The sequence below is a fragment of the Hoeflea sp. TYP-13 genome (genome assembly GCF_040932035.1).
GTDB lineage: Bacteria > Pseudomonadota > Alphaproteobacteria > Rhizobiales > Rhizobiaceae > Hoeflea_A.
Genome location: NZ_JBFRBB010000003.1, coordinates 82,980 through 104,335, shown reverse-complemented (window position 1 = coordinate 104,335; position 21,356 = coordinate 82,980). Strand labels below are relative to the sequence as shown.

Genomic DNA, 21,356 nt, shown 5'->3' with positions numbered 1-21,356 from the left:
GAGGCGTTTCATCATCAAGATTGAAGGGAGGCACGTCATGGACAAGGACCGGATTGGAGCATTCGCCAACGCCGTCTACCGCGACATGGCGGGCGCGATGGCCATCGGAATGGGCTATCTGGGTCTCAAATCGGGCCTGTTTGAAGCTATGAAGGACGGTGCACCGATCAGCGCCCGGGATCTGTCGGAGCAGACCGGACTCACCCACCGCTATGTGGAGGAATGGCTGAACGGCATGACCGCGGCCGGTTGGCTGGAACATGACGAAGAGGCCGGCACTTTTTCGATGCCGGCCGAACACGGATACCTTCTCGCCTCGGACGGAACGGATCATTATATGGGCGGGCTCTTTTTGGCCGGGCCGTCGCTGCTGTCACAGGCTTCCGAGGTGGCACGGGCATTTCGCGAAGGCGGCGGGGTGCATTTTGAAGCGTTCGACAACGACTGGATTGAGGCGCTCGATCTGATGAATGGCGGAGCCTATCAGCACAGGCTGGCGAGTTACTGGCTGAAGCATTTGCCTGAAATCGACGAGCGGCTAGCGACGGGCGGTCGGGCGCTTGATATCGGCTGCGGTGTCGGCAAAGTCTCTCTCGCCCTCGCGGAGGCCTATCCAAAAGCGCAGATCACCGGGTTCGATCCCGATGGCAACTCGGTTGCGAAGGCGCGCAAGGCGGCAGCTGAGGCCGGGGCGGATCGGGTGACGATCATCGAGGGGCTGATCACGGATTTGCAGCCGGAACCGATCTTTGATTTTGCCGGCATGTTTGACTGCCTGCATGATCTCGCCGAACCTGAAGCGACTCTGCTCGAAATACGCGATCGCATGGCCCCCGGCGGGGCGCTGATGGTTATGGAGCCCCGCGCCGCGGACAGGCTTTCTGACAACTCAAACCCGCTCGGCACGGTCTATTATGGCTTCAGCCTGTTCCACTGCATGACCCAATCACTCGCCCAAGGCGGTCCGGGACTGGGCACCTGCATGGGACCGGAAAAGGCAATGTCGCTTCTGCGCGATGCGGGTTTTTCCGGTGTCGAGGAGTTGCCGATCAAGAGCCAGACGAACATGTTCTTTGTGGCGCGGGCCTAAAATACGCCGAATATCCGTTCCGCGCATAAGCAGATCGATCAGAACCTTGATGGTGCCGTGGAGGATCTGGGTCCCGCTTTAACCACCACAAGCGCGAGCCAACGCAGTCAGCGGGCAAAATCGCCCGGCCCATTCACCTATGAATGTCAACGGCATCGTCCTTTCAAGGGTGGCGGATAATCGGCCCATCGGCGTTGTTGCGCCGCTTGCCCGATGCACCACATCGCGCTGCGCGACGCGCCTAGCCGAGTGTGCCGATTTTCCACCATCAAATGATCCCGTATAAACAAGACGCGTTCTAGTCCCCGCCAACGCTGGAATCAGCTTGGCGCGATTGCCATAAATCAAACCTCAAGCCAGACGCTTTGCCCTCGGGCTTTCCTCCATGGCGTTCATCATTTCGCACACCAGCCGTTCTGTAAGGTCTGCTCGCACAGCCGCGTGCCCGGCATCATCCCACAGGTTCAATGTCTCATGAGGATCATTCTGCCGATCGTAAAGTTCGCCCCAGTTCTCGTTCTTGAAGATCGTCAGGCGCCAGCGGTCAGTAAGCAGCGATCGGACCCGCGCAGGTTCGGCAAAGCCCATGCGGGCGCCGTTATCATGATGCTCGACCAGGAGCGAATCGCGTGGACCCTGCCCCCGTTTCATGCAGTGCAGGAGGCTTTTGCCTTGCATGCCCCAGTAGGGCTGCAGGCCCGCCCGCTCCAGTATTGTCGCCGGAATGTCGATCGTTGATGCGAGCGACTGGCATGTGCGCGGCTCGGGGTCTTCGGGATCTGTCCAGATGAAGGGCACGCGGGTGACCGATCGCATCGGCAGAGCGCCTTTCAACAGGAGATTGAAATCGCCGAGATAGTCACCGTGATCGGAGGTGAAAATCACCACGGTATTGTCTGCACATCCGGACTCCTGCAGTGCCGCAAGCACTTCACCCACCGCATCATCGATCATGGCCATCATGCCGGCGGTTAGCGCCATCGCCTCGCGCAGCGACTGTTCATCCGCACAAAAGGCCGCATGCGCATTGGATTCAGACCTGTTCCGTTCCCACTGGGTGCGAAGATGACGCAAAGGCGGCGGCGGGTTGCGGTGCGCCTCGTAGGGCAGCAATACCTCGAACTGCTCGGGCCCGTACATCGACCAGTAGCGGCCCGGCGGATTGAACGGGTGGTGCGGATCCGGAAACGAGACGAACGCGAAAAATGGCGTGTCGTGTCCCGCCTGGGCACGCAACCAGTCCGCGGCACGATCCCTGATCCAGGCAGTGGGATAGCTTTGCTCGGGCACCGGCGTGCGATAGGCCTGAGGGCATCGATAATAATGGAGCAGTTCGTTCACCGGATCGTGCAGAACCTGCCAGTCTGGATGCGCGCTGCGGAACCATTGCCCGTAATGCCCGCCGCATTTGTCGCCATGGCCCGTGACCATCTCAACATGCTGATAGCCGTAATAGGGTGTGTGGATCGCATAAGGCGCCTCGCCTTCATAGGACGCGGGCTCTTCTTCTTGATAGGAAACGCCGTCGGGCTTCCACGCTTCCTCGATCAGCCCCTGCTCGAGATCCGGTTGACCCGTTGACGGTTTGCTGGTGAAGGGCTGCAAGTGGCTCTTGCCGATTGCTGCCGTGCGGTATCCGCCAGCGGCGAGAACCTCGACAAAAGTGTTTGCACGTTCGGACAATACGCACCCATTGTGCCTCAAACCATGCACTGAGGGATAACGGCCGGTAAGCAGGGACGCGCGATTGGGCATGCACACCGGCATGGCGGTGTGGAAGTCATCGAAACGGGCGCCGCGCACCGCCAATGAGTCGATGTGAGGTGTTCTGAGCACCGGGTGGCCGTAACAACCGAGCCAGTCCGCCCGCTGCTGATCCGTAATGAAGAACAGGAAATTCGGTTTACGCCCCATCACGCTCCCTTTCGGTTAGACCGCCTGACGCAGCGGCAATGATTTTGCACCTGTGTGCTGGAGCAGGAGAGCGGCTCTCGACAGGGGCATGAGCGCATGTTCACGCATGAGGAATTCGGCGCGAGCGCCCTGCCCCTGCTGGATCGCCTCGAGCAAACGGATGTGATCGCGCTGGCCTTCTATGATTGTCCCGAAGGCCTCTTCGTCCGGCAGGACATACACAAGCGGCGCGATCAGGAACGGCAGCGTCGTCACCCGCTCAAGCAGCCGCTGGAGGGTCGCATTGCCGGAGATTTTGGCAATCGTTGTATGAAACCGGATATTGATATCGGAAAACCGGCGAAACACCTCCCGTTCGCACACTTTCTCGGCGATAATCTCGTCGACCTCATCCACGCAGCGGGACAGGACGGCCTCCTGCTCGCGGGTCGCGCCGTTCTCGGCGGCCAATCGCGCGGCCATACCCTCGAGGTTGGCGCGCACCTCGATGATCTCGCGAATGTCCTCCAGGGTGAAACGTCGCACGCGAAAGCCGCGGTTCGGCACACCCTCCACCAGTTCCTCCTGTTCCAGAGTGGCAAGGGCAAGGCGAACCGGCGTGCGGGAGACTTCCAGCAGGGCGGCAAGACCGGATTCTGTCACTCTTTCACCCTGGGGCAACTCGCCGGTCAGGATAAGCTCGCGCAAACGGGCCGTAACGGCTTCCGTGTTGCTGGCCATGGATGTTTTGTTAGATTGCATGCAATATCTCACCTATCTTGCAATTTTGGGCGGTAATAGCACTTTTTGGGGCCTAGTTCATTTACATTGCATGCAATCCTATACTATGCTGATCCACATGAAAAGGCATGCAAATGCGAAACCGGTCACACGGAAGATGAAATATTCGCGCGGGTAAATCCGGCAAAAGGCATAGGTAAATCGCCAGCATGGTTGTCGATGAATCGAAAGCGAACCGGGCTTCATCGCGAAAACAATCCAGGGAGAAAAACACGTGCGTAAACTTGAAATGACTGCCAGCTTGCTTGCGGCATGCGTCTTTGCGGTTTCAGCACATGCGCAGGTCAACCTCACCGCGGAAACCACATCACCCGTATCGGTGCCCGGCCAGGCCGTTCTCACACTTGGGGAGGTCGCTTCAGCGGCTGGTATTGCCGATATTCAGGTCGCCACCGGCCAGACGCTCACAAATTCGGTTCAGAATGTTGCGGAAGGCAAGACCGACATCGCCGCCATGCCCTTTCTCATGACGTTTCTTCTGTCGAAAGGAGCGGGACCCTACGCGAGTCTCGGCGAGGAAAAGGGAGCGGAACTCGCTTCCAATCTCTCGGTCCTCTACACGTATCGGCTGGGAACCTGGGGCCTTTTAGCCTACGACAGCAAAAACTTCGACGGCTGGAATGCCATTGAAGGAGCCACCATTTACAACGGACCACCTCGCGGTGCAGCGCTGAACGTGGCACGGGCGCTGGTAAAGCTGTCGACCGGACTTGACGAGGGCGAAGACTACACGGGCATTCAGGTCAATTGGGGCCAGGCCGTAAAGACCATTACCGACGGATCGGCCGACGCCAGTGTACTGCCGCTGAACTTTCCCGATGGCCGGATTACGCAGGCCCTTGCCTCAGGCGCGATTACCGTCTGGTCCATGCCCAAAGACAAATATGAAAGTGAGGCCACCAAAAAATACATCAATGCGCCTGGCACGATCGGTGTGACCGCCCCCAAAAACGGCCTATTCGGCGACGAGGTCAGCGTTGTCTCGGAAGACGACACGTTCCGGGGCATTGGTGTGGTTGGCGGGGAAATCGTTCAAAAGGACATGGATTTTGAATTGGCCAAGGCGCTGACAAAGGCGTTTCTGGACAATATAGATGTCTACGAGGCCAAGACACCGTTCATGAAGACGATCTATCTGGGTGAGACCGATCCATCGTTGACGGGTCTTTGCAGCGCAGTGCCGGTCAAGTACCACCCGGGCGCCATCGCCGCTTGGGAAGAAGCGGGATACACGATTCCGGATTGCGCCAAACCTTGAGCCCGTGTTCTGGCACGTGCCGGGCCGGAGGATGCTTCGGTCCGGGCAACCGTTTCTAACGCACGGGTCTAAGCCATGCCCGAACATGCCGACAGTGATGCTCCGAATCCGGATCTGGGTTTGAGGATTCTTTTTGTATTGTCGGTTGGCGTTGTGCTGATTGGACTGCTCAATTCCATGCCGGGCATTCCCGGCTTGGACAAATTCCTGAGAAACACTACCGGCCTTGACTGGTTTTCGGTCCGCAGATTCCCGACCGACTGGTTCTATCCGATCACCTTTAGCCTGATCATGATCTGCGTCGCATTGAAGCATTCCCTGTGGCGGGACTGGCGAAACCGATTGCCCGCCCGCCGGCGGTTCGGTCTGGTTCTGGATGCGGCCTTCCTGATCATGGCACTGGCAATTTCTGCAACATATGTGATCGAAATTGAATCGATCTGCCTGATCGATCAACTCACCGGGGACCGCGAACGGCTGATTTCGGAGGCGCTTCAGAAAGAAAAGGAAATTGCCGAACTTTACGGATTGCCGGAACCGACATCGGTTGAGGATCCGCAATGCGTGAACAATACGGGAGGCTTCCTGGTCCTGATCGTCGGCCTCGCCGTGATGATTTTTCTCGCCTACAACATAAAGGTCTGGGGTTTCCCCCTGGTCGTCGTCGCGCTTGTTGTCGTTGCCTACACGATCGGCACGATTTTGGTGTGGTATTTCCATGGTCCGGAAGACATCAACAAATATCTGATGACCAAACTGGCCGGCGAGCCGCGGCTTTTGTCTGACGGACGTCCGAAGGTTCACGACATTCTGGTGAACGACTCCTCAGGGCTTCTGGGTCGGTTCATGGACATCATGCTGAACACCATATTCCCTTATCTGGTTCTGGGTTCCCTGTTCGGCGCTTCTGCCGGCGGACAATCGCTCATCAAGCTTGCCTTTCGCTGGACCCGTCATCTCCGTGGCGGGCCGGCACACGCCGCTGTCGTGTCCTCGGCCATGTTCGGCACCATCTCGGGAGGGCCCATCGTCAATGTGCTTTCCACCGGTGTCCTCACCATCCCGATGATGCTGAAGCGTGGGTTTTCAAAGGTTTTTGCCGGTGGCGTTGAAGCGGCCGCATCATCGGGAGGCTCCATCATGCCACCCATTATGGGCGTCGCGGCCTTTGTCCTGGCGTCACTGACCGCAATTCCATACTCCGAAGTGATCATCGCCGCCGTCATCCCGGCGATTGCCTACTTTTTCTGTCTCTTTCTCTCGATAGTTTTCCAGGCCCGCAAGCAGAATATCCGTGCCATCGGGAAACTGACCGATGACATGCTGCTGAGCCGTCAGGACATTCTGAATCTGGTCATGATCTTCGTGCCGATCCTGTTGATCCTGACGCTGCTGCTGACTGCAAAGGAAGATGTCGGCTGCGGGTTGATTGGCGGTCTTCTTGGGGCGGAACGGATCATCACCGCAACCGGCTGTGAAGTCATTCGGCTGCCCTGGCTGCTGCAACTCGTGCAAAACTCGGCTGGTGATACAGGCAGTGCGGGCTGGTGGGCTGTCGCCTGCCTGACGGGGCTGCTTTTTGTCGATCCAAAGGTTCGCCGGAACCCGCGCAAGCTATTGGATGCGTTTTCGGACGCCGGGATCCTTATCTCGACCCTGTATCTGATGTTTTTGGCGGTTTCGATTATTGATTTCTGTCTGAAGCTGACCGGTTTGCCGACATTTATCTCACTTGACGTCCTGCAGTGGCTGCAAAGCCTGAAGCTTGGTCAGGGCGGATCGCTGTTGTTCCAGTTCCTTGCGCTCTTCGTGACCATGTGCATTGCAATCCTGTTGGGCATGGGGATGCCGGCTGTGCCCGCCTATATCAATGTGGCGCTCCTCATGGGACCGGTCCTTGCCGGGCTTGGCATTTCCGTCTTCACGGCGCACATGTTCATTTTCTACTTCGCCGTTGCCTCGGCCATCACGCCGCCCGTGGCGCTGGCGGCTTTTGCCGCTTCCACAATCACCAAGGCCGAACCGATGGCAACAGGCTTCTCGGCGGTCCGCTCCGGTATTGTGTTGTTCGTCATACCCTTTGTGTTTGCCGCATATCCGGAATTGCTGCTTATCAAAGAAGCGGTGACCGACCCCGCATCCGCCTCAAAAACCCATACGATTTATCTTCCGGGTTACGACGGCGTCATACATTGGTTGCCCCTGATGGCGTTGATGGCACGCGTCGCACTTGCTCTGTATTTGCTGACAAGCGCTCTGGCCAAATGCGACCGCAAGCCACTGCCGATGTGGGAAGTCGGTACACGCATCCTTCTGGCCGCCCTGGTCGTTTCCGGTGACGCAAGAATATTCGCACCCGCGGTTGGAGTTTCCCTGATCTGGCTCGGCTACCATTTCATTTCAGACCGGCCAAAGATCAATTCGCCGACACCTGAAAGCGTTGACTGAACTGCCGACAACGCAATTGAACGAACCTGAGGTGGTCACGGGTCACTGTGATGCCAGCTAAATTGAAGGCATAGATTGCCGGAACCGGTGATGACAGCTCAGTCGACGTCCTGCAGAACCGCGGCGGCCTGTGCGCCGCTCACCCGGCGGATCTCGACATGGCCGCGCAATTCGGCGAAGGCTTCGCTCGCCATCAGCCGATCGGCAAGATCCTCGGGCAGCGACAGGAGCACATGATCCCGTTCGCCGCCGGCATCGATGCCGTCAACCCGCGTGGTACGCTCGACAACCATGCCGCCGGCCACTGTGTTGTTGGTGTCCGGGTCGATCAGGATGAAGGCGCCCGTGTTGCGGTTGGTCTCATAAGGATCGAACATCGCCGCTTCGTCGAAATCCAGATGCACTGTTCCGATGGCGTTGAGCGGCAGGCTTTCCGCGCCTTCCCATTGTCCGGATTTAAGATCGAGCCTGGTTCTCGGCTGCACACGGACCCGCTGGCGCCGGCTCGATGATTTCAGCCAGTAGCGCTTTCCGGCGGTAATACCGTCAGCCGACAGGGCAACAAGCTTTGCCTCAAATGCACGCCCTACGGCCGGTGCGGCGTCGATCGAAGCGATCAGATCGCCGCGCGCAACATCCACATGGCGGTCCAGCACCAAAGTAATCGCATCGCCGGCTACGGCAGCGTTTCGCACCAGATCGAAAGTGACGATCTGCTTGACATTGGCGACCGTTCCGGCCGGCAGGATCACGACGCTGTCGCCAGGTTTGACGGAGCCGCCGGCGACCGTTCCCTGATAACCACGGAAGCTCTCGTTCGGACGGCTGACGCGCTGAACCGGCAGGCGGAAGCCGACTGTCTGCGCCGTGCGCTGCGTTGCAAGTTCCAGCACCTCGACCAGAGCGGGGCCGCTGTACCAGGGCATCGACGAGGTACCGGGATGCACGACATTCTCGCCAAGCAACGCCGACATCGGAATGGCGGTGACGTCCGTCACACCGAGCGACAGGGCAAACTGGCGGAATTCGGCGGTAATATGGTCGAAGGTCGCTTCGTCATAATCGATGAGATCGATCTTGTTGACGGCGAGAACGAACTGGCGAATGCCCATCAGCGTCGCAATCGTTGCATGACGGCGGGTCTGTTCGAGAATGCCGGCGCGTGCATCGACCAGAAGCACGGCGAGATCGGCGGTCGAGGCGCCAGTTGCCATGTTGCGTGTATATTGCTCGTGGCCGGGTGTGTCGGCGACAATGAAGGACCGCCGGTCTGTGGAAAAATACCGATAGGCGACGTCGATGGTGATGCCTTGCTCCCGCTCGGCCTGGAGGCCGTCAAGCAACAGAGCGAAATCCGGCAGGCCAAGCTCGTTCTGCTGGTTGCGGTTGTCCCGCTCCAGTGCGTCGGCCTGGTCTTCCTTGACGGCCTTTGTATCCCACAGGAACCGGCCGATCAGGGTCGACTTGCCGTCATCGACGCTGCCGCAGGTAATCAGCCGCAAAGGACGGGCATTGCGCGACACGGGCTCCGGGACAAGGGCGGTCTGTGCCGTGGCTTCGATATTGGCGGTCATCAGAAATAGCCCTCGCGTTTTTTCTTCTCCATGGATCCGGCTTCGTCCTTGTCGATGGCGCGGCCCTGCCGCTCGGATACGGTCGCGGTTTCAAGCTCGGAAATAATGTCGTCGAGTGTCGTCGCCGTTGAGCGAATGGCACCGGTCAGCGGGAAGCAACCGAGCGTGCGGAAACGGATCGTCTCATTGCGCTTGACCTCGCCCGGCAACAGCTCGAGCCGCTTGTCCTCGGCGAGAATCAGCATGCCGTCGCGCTCGACGACGGGGCGCTCGGCGGCAAAATAGAGCGGAACGATCGGAATATCCTCGGCCTGGATATAGCGCCAGATATCAACCTCGGTCCAATTGGACAGCGGGAAGGCCCGCACGCTTTCGCCCTTGCGGATCATGCCGTTATAGACCGACCACAGCTCCGGGCGCTGGTTGCGCGGATCCCAGCGGTGATCGGGCGTGCGGAACGAATAAATCCGCTCCTTGGCGCGTGAGGCTTCCTCGTCGCGCCGTGCGCCACCGAACGCCGCATCGTACTGGCCGGCATCGAGCGCCTGGCGCAGTGCTTCGGTCTTCATGATATTGGTGTAGACCGAGGAGCCGTGGGAAAAGGGCGACACGTTCTCAAGCTTGCCGCGCGGATTGGTGTGGGCGATGAGATGGAGATCGAACTCGGAAACCATGCGGTCGCGGAAAGCAATCATCTCGGCAAACTTCCAGCCCGTATCCACATGCAGCAGCGGAAACGGAATCTTGCCCGGATAGAACGCCTTGCGCGCCAGGTGAAGGAGGACTGAGGAGTCCTTGCCGACCGAATAAAGCATGACCGGCCGCTCGAATTCCGCCGCGACTTCCCGGAAGATGTAGATGGCCTCGCTTTCGAGCGCCTTGAGGTTCGGATCAAGAGGCGGCTTTGTCTCAGACATGTTTTTTTCCTGTTGTTATTGCGCTGCGTGCGATGATTGTTCGGCGGTTTCGGGAACATGCAGGCCGCATTCGCGCTTCTGATCATTTTCCCACCACCAGCGACCGGCCCGTTCGTCCTCGCCCGGCTTGATGGCGCGGGTGCACGGCTCGCAGCCGATTGAGGGGAATCCACGCGCATGCAGTGGATTGACCGGAACCGTGTGTTTGTCGACATAAGTGCGGATGGCTTCAATATCCCAGTCAGCCAGCGGATTGGCCTTGACGAGGCCGCGGCTTGCATCGAATTCCACGAAAGGCGCGTTCGAGCGATTGCCCGATTGGCCGCGCCTTAGCCCGGTGATCCAAAGATCGGCGCCGTCCAGCGTCCTTGCCAGCGGCTCCAGCTTGCGCACGCCGCAGCAGGCGTGACGGGCCTCGACGCTTTCGTAAAAGCCGTTCATGCCGTACTGCTCGACATATTCGGCAAGCTTTGCCTCATCGGGCCGGAAGCGCTCGATTTCTATACCGTACCGCTCTTCCGTCTCGGCAATCAGCGCCACGGTTTCTTCAAACAGGCGACCGGTTTCGAGCGTGACAATACGCACATGGGGCGCTGCAGCGGCAAGGGCGGCCGTCAGAACCTGGTCTTCAATACCGAGGCTGGTCGTAAAAACGGGGTTTTTGCGGCCCTTGGACACATACGCCAGCCGCTCTTGAAGCGTCATTGCCGCATAGTCGGCATCAAGCGCCTTGTCCTGAATAGTTGCCTGTCCGGATTGCATGGTTTTACCCCGGTTGATCTTGGCACCAAGACTGAACCATTTTTGGTACTATTTGAAACAACAAGGTTCTATATGCGCGGACATCGTGACAATGAATTGTCATTTATGGGCCGTAAGCGGGAAAAGTCATTTCGCAGTGCACCAGAGACCGGCTCCCGTCTGATAACGTCGCCGAACCAGCGCAACAAAATGACGGACAACCGCCGGCTTTTGCAAATTACGGATGTTTTGTCGGGCTTTAACATTCAGGCGACTGCGATATCATACCCGATACCGCGCGATGCACAGGCGCTGACGGAAACTATCGAGGTAGGTGTGACGGACAAAAGCCGGAATCAGAACGCTGAAAACGAGATCGAAGTCTTCGCCCGGTTGCAGTCCGGTTTGCCCGACCTGTTCAGAAACGTTTTTCCGGACCGCCTGCATCCGCGTACCGTTTTGGTCGTCCCCAGCTTGACACTCGATGAGCAGGTACTGTCCAAAGTGACCGGCGCCCACCACTATGAAGAGCGTATGCTTTGCATGCTGCAGCTTCTGCGCATGCCGAATACCAAGGTTATCTACGTCACCAGCCAGCCGATCGCGGAGTGCATTGTCGACTACTACCTGCACCTCCTGCCCGGCGTTCCTCACCAGCACGCGCGCGAGCGACTGACACTTTTGTCCTGTTATGACGGTTCGAGCCGTGCTCTGACGCAAAAAATTCTCGATCGCCCAAGATTGCTTTCGCGCATTAAAGCCGTTCTCGGCAATCGGTCCCTGGCCCACATGACCTGCTTCAACGTATCGCCGCTGGAGCGCAGACTTGCGGCAACGCTGGGGGTTCCCATCTATGGCTGTGATCCGGAACTGCAACACCTCGGCTCGAAAAGCGGAAGCCGGAAGCTGTTTCGCGAAGCCGGCCTGCTGGTTGCGGACGGCTTCGAAGACCTTGCCGATGAGCAGGAACTGATTCAAGCGCTGGTGGACCTGAAGACACGCAATCCCGATCTCGATCGGGCGGTCATCAAGCTCAATGAAGGATTTTCAGGCGAGGGCAATGCCGTTTTTTCATTTAACGGCGCCGAGGGCAGCTCTGTCACCGGCGGTTGGATAGCGGACCGCCTGCCTAACCTCGAATTTATTGCGAACGACATGGATTGGGAGCTCTTTCGCTCGAAGATCGACGAAATGGGCTGCGTCGTTGAAACCTATATCAGCGGGACAGACAAGCGCTCGCCCTCGGTTCAGTACCGCATCGATCCAACAGGAAACCTGCATCCGGTCTCTACCCACGATCAGCTTCTGGGCGGCGACGAGGGTCAGGCGTTTCTCGGTTGCAGCTTTCCGGCCAATGAAGACTATCGTCTCGACGTTCAGAACAGCGGGATGGCCGCGGCCCGCCTGCTGCATGAGCAGGGAGTGCTTGGGCGCTTCGGCATCGATTTCATTTCCGTGCGTGAGGACAGTGGCTGGCGCCACTATGCATCGGAGATCAACCTGCGCAAGGGCGGCACAACGCATCCCTTTATCATGCTGCAGTTTCTAACCGACGGCACCTATGACGCCGAAACAGGCCTCTTCAGGACACCGGGCGGACACGCACGCTACTATTACGCCACCGACAATCTGGAATCGGAGCGCTATCGCGGCCTGACGCCGGAAGACCTCATCGATATCGCCGTCAGGCACGACATCCATTTTCACGGTGCCGCCCAGCGTGGTGTCGTGTTCCATCTGATCGGAGCGCTTTCCGAGTTCGGCAAACTCGGCATGGTTTGCGTCGGCAACAGTCACGAGGAGGCCGAGCGTCTTTATCGCGAAACCGTCGATATTCTCGACAAGGAAGGCTGCAGATGACGGCACGCCGCCCAAAATACCCGCAATGCGTGCCGGTTCATCATGTGCGTAACTGATATCCGCACCAGACCTTGTCCATTAAATTGTCATGATTGGCGGGACAAAATGCCCTTTTCTAACGGACCTTTAGCGTATATTGACTGCATTCTGCAATCGTATCGGAGGCGATAGGTACCAATGGCGCGCATCATCTCTCTTTCGGATCTCACCGATCTGGTCGGGAAGCAAACGGGTCTGTCGGAGTGGGTCACCGTCGATCAGACGATGATCGACCTGTTTGCCGACGCCACACACGACCACCAGTTCATTCATGTCGATCCGGAACGGGCAGAGGCCGAAACACCGTTCGGCGGAACGATCGCGCATGGTTTTCTTTCGCTTTCGCTGCTGTCTGCAATGAATTACGAGTGCGTTCCGCAGGTGCGCGAAAAGCGCATGGGTATCAATTACGGCTTCAACAAGGTCCGCTTCATGACGCCGGTTAAAAGCGGAGCGCGCGTGCGCGGTCGCTTCATCCTGACGAACAGACGGTATCGCGGTGCAAGCATGGTCATGCTGACCCATGCCGTGACGGTTGAGATTGAAAACGAGAGAAAGCCGGCGCTAACCGCCGAATGGCTGACCATCATCGAGTTTGATCCGAAAGACCATCCCGAAAGACAGCCGGAAGCGGCCGGTTAAGCCGCCTCCAAATTAGCGTCACATCATCGGCGCGCGGCCGGATTCGGCAAGAAATGCTAACGCATAGGCCGAGAAAGACCGCCATACTTCAACCCGAAATACGTCTTCGGCCTCGCGCAGAAGAATGATCTCGGTCTTGCCGAGCAGCGTGCGGGAACAGGCCCCAACCGGAAAAACATCGACCGACAGATTCTGCGGGCATCCGGCACTGATCGTTGCCTCGGCGCCCGCGCCTGATACGATGATCGCCGTATTGCGGTTCGACACATCCACCGCCGAGAACAGGCCCGTTGCACCTTCGCAGGCAGCCATCAGGTCGGCCCCGCTTTCGTCGATGATCAGCCATTCATCCGGCCCGATCCATAGTGCGCAACGGCCCTTTGCTTTGGTCGACGTCTTCGGTTTTTCCGGAAGCTTGACACCAAGCGCCTTTGACAAGGAGGCAACAGCGTCCGGTCTTGCGCGCAGGGCAAGACGACTGGCCGGCTCCGCCGGCGTCACGTTGACGAAAGCCGAGCCGCCGACAAGACCTTCGAGAGGATATTGCGGCTGTACCGCTTCTGGCTTAGCCATTGACCCGCTCTCCCTTTTCATCAAAGAAAACCGTTCCCGTCACTTCCACTTCAATGGTCCGGTCCGGCATCGGCACATACAGAGTTTCACCGGTTTTCGCCCGCCCATCGGCGACGAGCGCCATCGCAATCGAGTGGCCGCAATTTTCCGACCAGTAGGACGATGTCACGTGACCGAGCATTTTCATCGGCACCGGCTGGTTCGGATCAGCAACGATCTGCGCACCTTCCTCGAGCACCGTTTTCGGATCCTTCGTTTTGAGGCCGACAAGCTGCTTGCGGCCTTCGGCCACCAGATCCGGACGCATCAGACCGCGAATGCCGACAAAGTCCGGCTTGCTCTTGGCAATCGCCCAGGAAAGCCCTGCGTCCTGCGGCGTTACTGTGCCGTCCGTGTCCTGACCAACGATGATGAAACCCTTTTCGGCACGCAGGATATGCATGGTTTCCGTACCATAGGCACAGGCGCCAAGCGGCTCGGCCCGCTCCCAGATGGCTTCCCACACGGCACGTCCGTAATCGGCCGGGACATTGACTTCGTAGCCTGCTTCACCCGTAAAGGAGACCCGGAAGAGACGCGTCGGCACGCCGCAGATGCTGCCCTCGCGGGCGCTCATATGCGGCATTGCCTCGTTCGACAGGTCGATACCCTCGACAAGCGGTTCGATGATCTCGCGTGCCTTTGGACCCTGCACGGCAATGACAGCCCACTGCTCGCTTGTTGAAGTCAGCCAGACATTCAGATCCGGGAACTCAGTCTGAAGATAATCTTCCATGTGATGCAGTACACGCGGCGCACCGCCTGTGGTCGTCGTCACGTGGAAGCGGTCCTCGGCGATCCTTGCGACAACGCCGTCATCATAGATGAAGCCGTCCTCGCGCAGCATGATGCCGTATTTGCAGCGGCCAGGCTTCAGCTTCTGCCAACCATTTGTGTACATAAGATCGAGAAACTTCGCCGCGTCCGGCCCGACGACCTCGATCTTGCCGAGGGTCGAGGCATCAAAGACGCCCGCGACCGCGCGAACGGTCTTGCACTCGCGGTTAACGGCAGCGTGCATGTCCTCACCGACACGCGGATAATACCAGGCGCGTTTCCACTGGCTGACATCCTCAAAGACCGCACCGTGCTCTTCTTCCCAGTCATGCATCGGCGTCTTGCGGGTGGGGTCGAACAACTGCCCGCGCCCGTGATTGACGATGGACCCGAAGGTCACCGGCGTATAGGGCGGGCGGAACGTTGTCAGGCCAACGGCGGGCATTTCCCTGCTCAACGCATCGGCTGCGATCGCAAGGCCGTGAATATTCGAGGTCTTGCCCTGATCGGACGCCATACCGTTGGTGGTAAAACGCTTGACGTGTTCGATGGAGTGCATGCCTTCGCGCACCGCAAGGCGGATATCCTTGGCGGTGACGTCGTTCTGGAAATCGACAAAGGCCTTGACCGTCGTGTCGGGTCCAGCACCAGCGGCGCTGCCGGCCACGCCGCCGGACCAGTTGCCGGCGCCCTCGCCGCTGATCTTCAGCTTGGCGGCGCGTTTGCCGCCGGTTTCTTTTGCGGCAGAGGTGCCGGCCGCAATAGCCTCATCGATGCTTGCCTGAAGATCATCCGTGCCGGCGCAGGCGCCAACGCTGACACAATCCTGGGCATATTCGCCGGGAAGGAACCGCTCCGTCTCGGCATCCCATGCGACCTTGCCACGCGACTGCGAGAACATGTGCACCGAAGGTGTCCAGCCGGCTGACATGATCAGCGCATCGACGGCGATCGTCTTTGCACCGCCACCGCCATTGCGCACGACGGTCATAGAGGAAATACGGCGCGCGCCCTTTGTGTTGGTCACCGAATGGCCCGTCATTACCTTGATGCCGAGATCGGCGGCGGTCGACAAAAGCCCCTCGCCCGGATTGTCGCGGCAATCGACAATGGCCTCGACCGAGACACCGGCACGGCGAAGATCGAACGCTGTCTCGTAGGCTGAGTCATTGGCAGTATAGACGCCGACCTTCGTTCCGACGGCTACGCCATAATGATTGAGGAACGTGCGCGCCGCCGAGGAAAGCATGATGCCCGGGCGGTCATTATTGGCGAAAACCATGTGCCGCTCGATGGCGCCGGTCGCGATGATCACCTTTTTGGCGCGCACCTGCCACAGACGCTCGCGCGGCTGTTCCGGATCAGGGTCAGCAAGATGGTCCGTTACCCTCTCGGCCAGCGCGACGAAATTCTGCACATAATAACCGAAAGCGGTGGTGCGGGTCAGCACCCTGACATTGTCCATGCCGCCAAGTTCGGCGGCCGTTGCGCTCGCCCAGTCGAAACCGGCTTCGCCATTGATGGTGACCCCGGCCTCGTAGCTGAGCGCTCCGCCCATCTGCGCCTGTTCATCACAAATAATGACGCTGGCGCCCGATTTTGCTGCCGTCAGCGCCGCGGAAAGTCCCGAAACGCCGCCGCCGATGACGAGCACATCGCAATGGACATAGCGGCTGGAATAATGATCCGCATCCGGTTGGTCCGGCGAAATGCCGAGGCCTGCGGCACCTCGGATGATCGGCTCGTATAGTTTCTGCCAGGCGGCCTTCGGCCACATGAAAGTCTTGTAGTAGAAGCCGGAAACGAAGAGCGGCGACAGATAGTCATTCACCGCACCCACATCGAGGGCGAGCGACGGCCAGCGGTTCTGCGAGACCGCCTTCATGCCTTCGAACACTTCCTGGACCGTTGCACGGACATTCGGCTGCTTGCGTGCGCTATCACGCTCAATACCCATCAGCGCATTCGGCTCTTCTGCGCCGGCACCCAGGACACCGCGCGCGCGGTGATATTTGAACGAACGGCCCATCAGGTGAACGCCGTTGGCGATCAGGGCGGAGGCAAGCGTGTCGCCCTCCAATGCCGTGTAAATTTCGCCGTCGAACGTGAAACGGACCGTTTTTGCCGGAGTCAGCCGACCGGCGCCGGCAATGCGATTTGCCCCACTCATTTGACCGCTTCCTTCGATTTTGTCTGCAACGCGGCCCCGTCCGGCCGGGGTTTGCCGGCCTCGTAGGTCACAACAAACTTGTCCGACACGGTATCGCGCACCGCATTGAAGAACCGGCCGCAGCCATGAATGTGCCGCCAGCGCTCATAGGCGACGCCCTTCGGGTTTTCACGCAGGAAAAAGAACTGCATGAATTCGTCGTCGCTGATCGACTTAATGTCGGTCGGCCGGTCTATATGGGCTTCCCCGGCGTGGCGGAACTCGAGCTCCGGCCGCTCTTCATCGCAATAGGGACAGTGGATCAATAACATGGTGTAAGCCCCATAAAGTGTTAGTGCGCAACGGCCGCAGCGGCGGCTTCGTCGATCAGACGGCCTGTGCGGAAGCGGTCGAGGGTAAAGGGTGCGTTGATGGGATGCGGCGCGTCGTTTGCGATCGTGTGGGCAAAGACATTGGCCGATCCGGGCGTCGCCTTGAAGCCGCCGGTTCCCCAGCCGCAATTGACGTAAAGTCCTGCAACCGGTGTCTTCGCCAGGATCGGCGAGCGATCTGGGGTAACGTCGACGGTTCCACCCCACGAACGCAGCATCTTCATGCGCGAAAAGATCGGGAACATCTCGCAAATGGCGTCAAGCGTGTGGGTAAGGATGTGAAGGCCGCCAGCCTGGGAATAGGACGTGTACTGGTCCGTGCCCGCGCCGATCACGAGTTCGCCCTTGTCCGACTGCGATATATAGGCGTGAACCGTGTTGGACATGACTACGCACGGAAAGACCGGCTTGACGGGCTCGGACACCAGCGCCTGCAACGGATAGCTCTCAAGCGGCATGTTGACGCCGGCCATTTCCATCAGCACGGAACTGTGCCCGGCAGCGACAACACCCACCTTCTTGGCGCCGATGAAGCCCCGCGTTGTCTCGACGCCCTCGACTGCACCGTTCGCGGAACGCTTGATGCCCGTGACCGCACAGTTCTGGATGATGTCGACACCCCTGTCGGCAGCGGCACGCGCGTAGCCCCAGGCAACGGCGTCGTGCCTCGCATTGCCGCCGCAACGCTGCAGCGCCGCGCCCATGACCGGGTAGCGGGCAGTCTGGGATATGTTGAGTGGCGGGCAGTATTCCTTGGCCTGTTCGGGCGTCAGCCATTCATTCTGCACGCCGTTCAGCCGGTTGGCGTGAATGTGGCGCTGGGCGCCCTGCACATCGTGCACATTGTGGGCCAGCATCATCACGCCGCGCGCCGAGTACATGATGTTGTAGTTGAGCTCCTGGCTCAGCCCGTCCCACAGCTTCATGGCATGGTTATAGAGACCGGCGCTCTCGTCATAGAGATAATTGGAGCGGATGATGGTGGTGTTGCGGCCCGTATTGCCGCCGCCCAGCCAGCCCTTCTCGACAACCGCGATATTGGTGATGCCGTGTTCCCTGGCAAGGTAGTAGGCTGTGCCTAATCCATGCCCGCCGGCGCCGATGATGACGACGTCATACTGTTTTTTCGGCTCCGGCGACGTCCACTGCTGCGGCCATCCCTTGTGGCCGCGCATTGCTTCGCGGGCAACGGCGAAAATCGAATATTTCCGCATGGGTGTGACTGGCTCCTGGTTAGAATAATCGAATGATGGGCTACTAGATGGCAGATTTGAGAAACGGGCAATTGTTTCATTGCGACGCATAACGCCGCGCCGTTCGCCGCTATAGCCATCTTTCGGCCGTACCGCAGCAAAATAATCAAATCATGCGCGAAACTCTGGACTTGGCTCACGAATTCTGTTAGTGCCGGTGCAGCCGTGAAGTCTGATGACTTTCGCGAACCAGAATGTATTTGCCATCGGATATCATCGAATTGACGCGATGGCACAACTCTAAACCGGAAGGAACGGGATCAGGTGCAGGTACTTGTCCGCGACAACAATGTTGATCAGGCGCTTCGCGCGTTGAAAAAGAAAATGCAGCGCGAAGGCATTTTCCGCGAAATGAAGATGCGCGACTTCTATGAGAAGCCGTCTCAGAAGCGTGCCCGCGAAAAAGCCGAAGCCGTACGCCGTGTCCGTAAACTGGCACGCAAGCGCGCGCAGCGTGAAGGTCTTTTGGTCGGCCGCGGCGGCCGCTAAGATCTGCCATTATTCAAACGCAATTAATGCGTTTTGTTGAGGCGGGGCGATTGAATCGCCGCCGCCTTTATTTGTGGGTAATTCGGGCCGGTTCATAATACGAGGGACTAACGGGTGAATGTGCATAAGACAGCAGGCGTAAGCATGAAACGCCTTCCGGTAGTTCTGGTATTCGCTGTTTCGACGATTGCCCTTGCGTCCTGCCAGGCAACCAATCCTGAAAGCGTCATCAGCATTGATAGGGCGCAGGGCTCGGAAGGCAATATTGCCTCGCTCACCCAGGTTATCAGCAACAACCCGAACGATGCCAAGGCCTACAATGTGCGCGGCAGCGCCTATGGCCGCGCCGGCGACTTCAGCAAGGCGCTCAAGGATTTCAACACCGCGATCCAGCTCAATCCGAATTTCTATCAGGCCTATGCGAACCGCGCTCTGATTTACCGGGGCATGGGAGATCTTAAGGCCGCTTCGAACGACTACAACAGGGCGCTTCAAATCAATCCGCGCTATGACGTTGCCTATATCGGCCGCGGAAACATGTATCGCGAGGCCGGCCAGTCGAACAACGCCTTCAGCGACTATCAGCGCGCCATCAATCTCGATACCACGGACCCGCGTGCCTATAACAATCGCGGACTGATCTATCAGCAGCGAGGCCAGCACAAACAGGCCATTGAGGATTTCTCAAAATCCATTTCGCTGTCGCCCAATGCGCCGCTGCCCTATAACAATCGCGGCCTGTCCTATCTCGCGCTCGGCGACGAGGAAAACGCCTTCACCGATATCAACAAGGCGCTGGAACTCGACAAGAATATTGCTGAAGCCTGGGTCAACCAGGGCTTGATCTATGAGCGCCGCGGCGAAACCACAAAGGCACGCAATTCCTACGCGCGCGCCGCCCAGCTGGATCCGAAATATCAGCCGGCCAAGGACGGTTTGTCGCGCGTTCGCTAGTTCTTTTAGGCCAACAAAAAACCCGCCACTACGGCGGGTTCTTTTGAGCAGTCAGATCCGCTCAGTCCATCGATTTGACGATATCTTCCGTCATCTTCTTGGCATCGCCCAGCAGCATCATCGTGCCTTCCTTGTAGAAGAGCGTATTGTCGATGCCGGCATAGCCTGAACCGAGCGAGCGCTTTACGAACAGGCACGTTTTGGCCTTGTCCACCTCAAGGATCGGCATGCCGTAAATCGGCGATGACGGATCGTCGCGCGCCGCCGGATTGGTGACATCGTTGGCGCCGATCACGTAGACCACATCGGCCTGTGCGAATTCGGAGTTGATGTCCTCCAGCTCGAACACCTCGTCGTAAGGCACATTGGCTTCCGCCAAAAGCACGTTCATGTGACCGGGCATGCGGCCCGCCACCGGGTGAATGGCGTATTTGACCTCGACATCGGCCTCCTTGAGAAAGTCAGCCAGTTCACGCAGCGCGTGCTGTGCCTGGGCAACCGCCATGCCGTATCCGGGAACGATAATGACCTTGGACGCATTCGACATCAGGAAGGCGGCATCTTCGGCCGAGCCCAGCTTGACATTGCGGTCAATGTCATCGTCGGCGGCAGCGGCAGTCTCGCCGCCAAAGCCGCCGAGGATGACCGAGATGAAGGACCGGTTCATGCCCTTACACATGATGTAGGACAGGATCGCACCGGACGAGCCGACCAGTGCGCCGGTGATGATCAGTGCCAGGTTTCCGAGCGTAAAGCCGATACCGGCCGCAGCCCAGCCCGAATAGGAGTTGAGCATCGATACCACAACCGGCATGTCCGCTCCGCCGATCGGGATGATGATCAGAACGCCCAGCAGCAGCGAGGCAGCGACGATCAGCCAGAAGACTGCCGTGCTTTCGCTCATCACCAGGATGGCCACAAGAACAACAACCGCAATCGCCAGTCCTGCATTGATGGCATGGCGCATCGGCAGCAGGATCGGCTTGCCGGACATACGCCCGTCAAGCTTCAAAAACGCGATGATCGAACCGGTGAAGGTGATCGCGCCGATGGCGACGCCAATAGACATTTCCACCAGAGCCTGGGCATGGATATCGCCGATTTCGCCGATCCCGAAGGACGACGGCGCATAAAGCGCGGCGGCGGCAACCATGACCGCGGCAAGACCCACCAGCGAGTGGAACGCCGCAACAAGCTGCGGCATGGCTGTCATCGGGATGCGCCGTGCAACGACCGCGCCAACCCCGCCACCGGCTGCAAGACCAATGATGATAAGGCCGATACCGCCGGCAGACGGCGTCGCGAGAGCCAGCGTCGTCACGATGGCGATGCCCATGCCGATCATGCCATAGACATTGCCCTGGCGGCTGGTTGTCGGATGCGAAAGCCCCCTCAGTGCCAGAATGAACAGAACGCCGGAAATCAGATAGAGAAAGGCCGCAAAACTTTCAGACATCAATCAGCCCC

17 protein-coding genes are annotated in these 21,356 nt (G+C 58.8%); 7 read left to right on the top strand and 10 right to left on the bottom strand.

Annotated elements, in window-relative coordinates:
• Positions 1–37 precede the first annotated feature (37 nt).
• Entirely contained in the window at positions 38–1,090 is a 1,053-nt protein-coding gene (locus ABVT35_RS17605) for a trans-aconitate 2-methyltransferase (RefSeq protein ID WP_368468056.1), read from the top strand.
• A 351-nt stretch (positions 1,091–1,441) separates the two neighbouring features.
• Here the strand turns inward: ABVT35_RS17605 and ABVT35_RS17600 are convergent, their stop codons facing one another.
• Together ABVT35_RS17600 and ABVT35_RS17595 are read right to left on the bottom strand one after the other, a co-directional pair.
• Complete coding sequence (locus ABVT35_RS17600; protein WP_368468055.1) at positions 1,442–3,004, bottom strand: sulfatase; 1,563 nt, start codon at positions 3,002–3,004, stop codon at positions 1,442–1,444.
• A gap of 15 nt (positions 3,005–3,019) precedes the next feature.
• Complete coding sequence (locus ABVT35_RS17595) at positions 3,020–3,745, bottom strand: GntR family transcriptional regulator (protein WP_368468053.1); 726 nt, start codon at positions 3,743–3,745, stop codon at positions 3,020–3,022.
• A gap of 253 nt (positions 3,746–3,998) precedes the next feature.
• On the opposite strand from ABVT35_RS17595, the gene ABVT35_RS17590 reads away from it, so the two are divergent.
• On the top strand, positions 3,999–5,042 hold the full coding sequence (locus ABVT35_RS17590; protein WP_368468051.1) for a TAXI family TRAP transporter solute-binding subunit: 1,044 nt from the start codon (positions 3,999–4,001) through the stop codon (positions 5,040–5,042).
• 75 nt (positions 5,043–5,117) lie between these two features.
• Positions 5,118–7,490: a TRAP transporter permease gene (locus tag ABVT35_RS17585; protein WP_368468049.1), complete on the top strand. Its 2,373-nt coding sequence runs from the start codon at positions 5,118–5,120 to the stop codon at positions 7,488–7,490.
• Positions 7,491–7,588: 98 nt separating this feature from the next.
• Here the strand turns inward: ABVT35_RS17585 and cysN are convergent, their stop codons facing one another.
• Genes cysN through ABVT35_RS17570 form a run of 3 tightly spaced genes read right to left on the bottom strand, consistent with a single transcriptional unit; the run spans position 7,589 to position 10,743 of the window.
• Entirely contained in the window at positions 7,589–9,064 is a 1,476-nt protein-coding gene (gene cysN / locus ABVT35_RS17580) for a sulfate adenylyltransferase subunit CysN (protein ID WP_368468048.1), read from the bottom strand.
• The gene (cysD, locus tag ABVT35_RS17575; protein ID WP_368468047.1) at positions 9,064–9,981 is read right to left on the bottom strand and encodes a sulfate adenylyltransferase subunit CysD; all 918 of its coding nucleotides are present in this window, start codon (positions 9,979–9,981) and stop codon (positions 9,064–9,066) included. The genes cysN and cysD overlap by 1 nt, the downstream gene beginning before the upstream one ends.
• 15 nt (positions 9,982–9,996) lie before the next feature.
• Entirely contained in the window at positions 9,997–10,743 is a 747-nt protein-coding gene (locus ABVT35_RS17570; protein ID WP_368468046.1) for a phosphoadenylyl-sulfate reductase, read from the bottom strand.
• A 189-nt stretch (positions 10,744–10,932) separates the two neighbouring features.
• On the opposite strand from ABVT35_RS17570, the gene ABVT35_RS17565 reads away from it, so the two are divergent.
• The gene (locus ABVT35_RS17565; RefSeq protein WP_368468044.1) at positions 10,933–12,582 is read left to right on the top strand and encodes a peptide ligase PGM1-related protein; all 1,650 of its coding nucleotides are present in this window, start codon (positions 10,933–10,935) and stop codon (positions 12,580–12,582) included.
• 177 nt (positions 12,583–12,759) lie between these two features.
• Entirely contained in the window at positions 12,760–13,263 is a 504-nt protein-coding gene (locus ABVT35_RS17560) for a MaoC family dehydratase (RefSeq protein ID WP_368468042.1), read from the top strand.
• A gap of 18 nt (positions 13,264–13,281) precedes the next feature.
• Here ABVT35_RS17560 and ABVT35_RS17555 read toward each other — a convergent pair whose 3' ends face one another.
• Genes ABVT35_RS17555 through ABVT35_RS17540 form a run of 4 tightly spaced genes read right to left on the bottom strand, consistent with a single transcriptional unit; the run spans position 13,282 to position 18,407 of the window.
• Entirely contained in the window at positions 13,282–13,836 is a 555-nt protein-coding gene (locus tag ABVT35_RS17555; RefSeq protein ID WP_368468041.1) for a sarcosine oxidase subunit gamma, read from the bottom strand.
• Positions 13,829–16,822 carry a sarcosine oxidase subunit alpha gene (locus ABVT35_RS17550; protein WP_368468039.1) on the bottom strand — a complete coding sequence of 998 codons (2,994 nt, stop codon included), beginning with the start codon at positions 16,820–16,822 and terminating at the stop codon, positions 13,829–13,831. Before ABVT35_RS17550 ends, ABVT35_RS17555 begins: the two co-directional genes overlap by 8 nt.
• Positions 16,819–17,133, bottom strand: coding sequence for a sarcosine oxidase subunit delta (locus ABVT35_RS17545; RefSeq protein WP_368468038.1), 315 nt, complete (start codon positions 17,131–17,133; stop codon positions 16,819–16,821). Before ABVT35_RS17545 ends, ABVT35_RS17550 begins: the two co-directional genes overlap by 4 nt.
• Positions 17,134–17,153: 20 nt before the next feature.
• Positions 17,154–18,407 carry a sarcosine oxidase subunit beta family protein gene (locus ABVT35_RS17540; protein WP_368468036.1) on the bottom strand — a complete coding sequence of 418 codons (1,254 nt, stop codon included), beginning with the start codon at positions 18,405–18,407 and terminating at the stop codon, positions 17,154–17,156.
• A 303-nt stretch (positions 18,408–18,710) separates the two neighbouring features.
• Between ABVT35_RS17540 and rpsU the strand changes: the two genes are divergently transcribed.
• Both rpsU and ABVT35_RS17530 read left to right on the top strand, forming a co-directional pair.
• Positions 18,711–18,935, top strand: coding sequence for a 30S ribosomal protein S21 (gene rpsU / locus ABVT35_RS17535; RefSeq protein ID WP_136660797.1), 225 nt, complete (start codon positions 18,711–18,713; stop codon positions 18,933–18,935).
• A 144-nt stretch (positions 18,936–19,079) separates the two neighbouring features.
• The gene (locus ABVT35_RS17530; RefSeq protein ID WP_368468033.1) at positions 19,080–19,889 is read left to right on the top strand and encodes a tetratricopeptide repeat protein; all 810 of its coding nucleotides are present in this window, start codon (positions 19,080–19,082) and stop codon (positions 19,887–19,889) included.
• A 61-nt stretch (positions 19,890–19,950) separates the two neighbouring features.
• On the opposite strand, the gene ABVT35_RS17525 is transcribed toward ABVT35_RS17530, so the two are convergent.
• The gene (locus ABVT35_RS17525) at positions 19,951–21,345 is read right to left on the bottom strand and encodes an NAD(P)(+) transhydrogenase (Re/Si-specific) subunit beta (RefSeq protein WP_368468032.1); all 1,395 of its coding nucleotides are present in this window, start codon (positions 21,343–21,345) and stop codon (positions 19,951–19,953) included.
• Between the last annotated feature and the right edge of the window lie 11 nt (positions 21,346–21,356).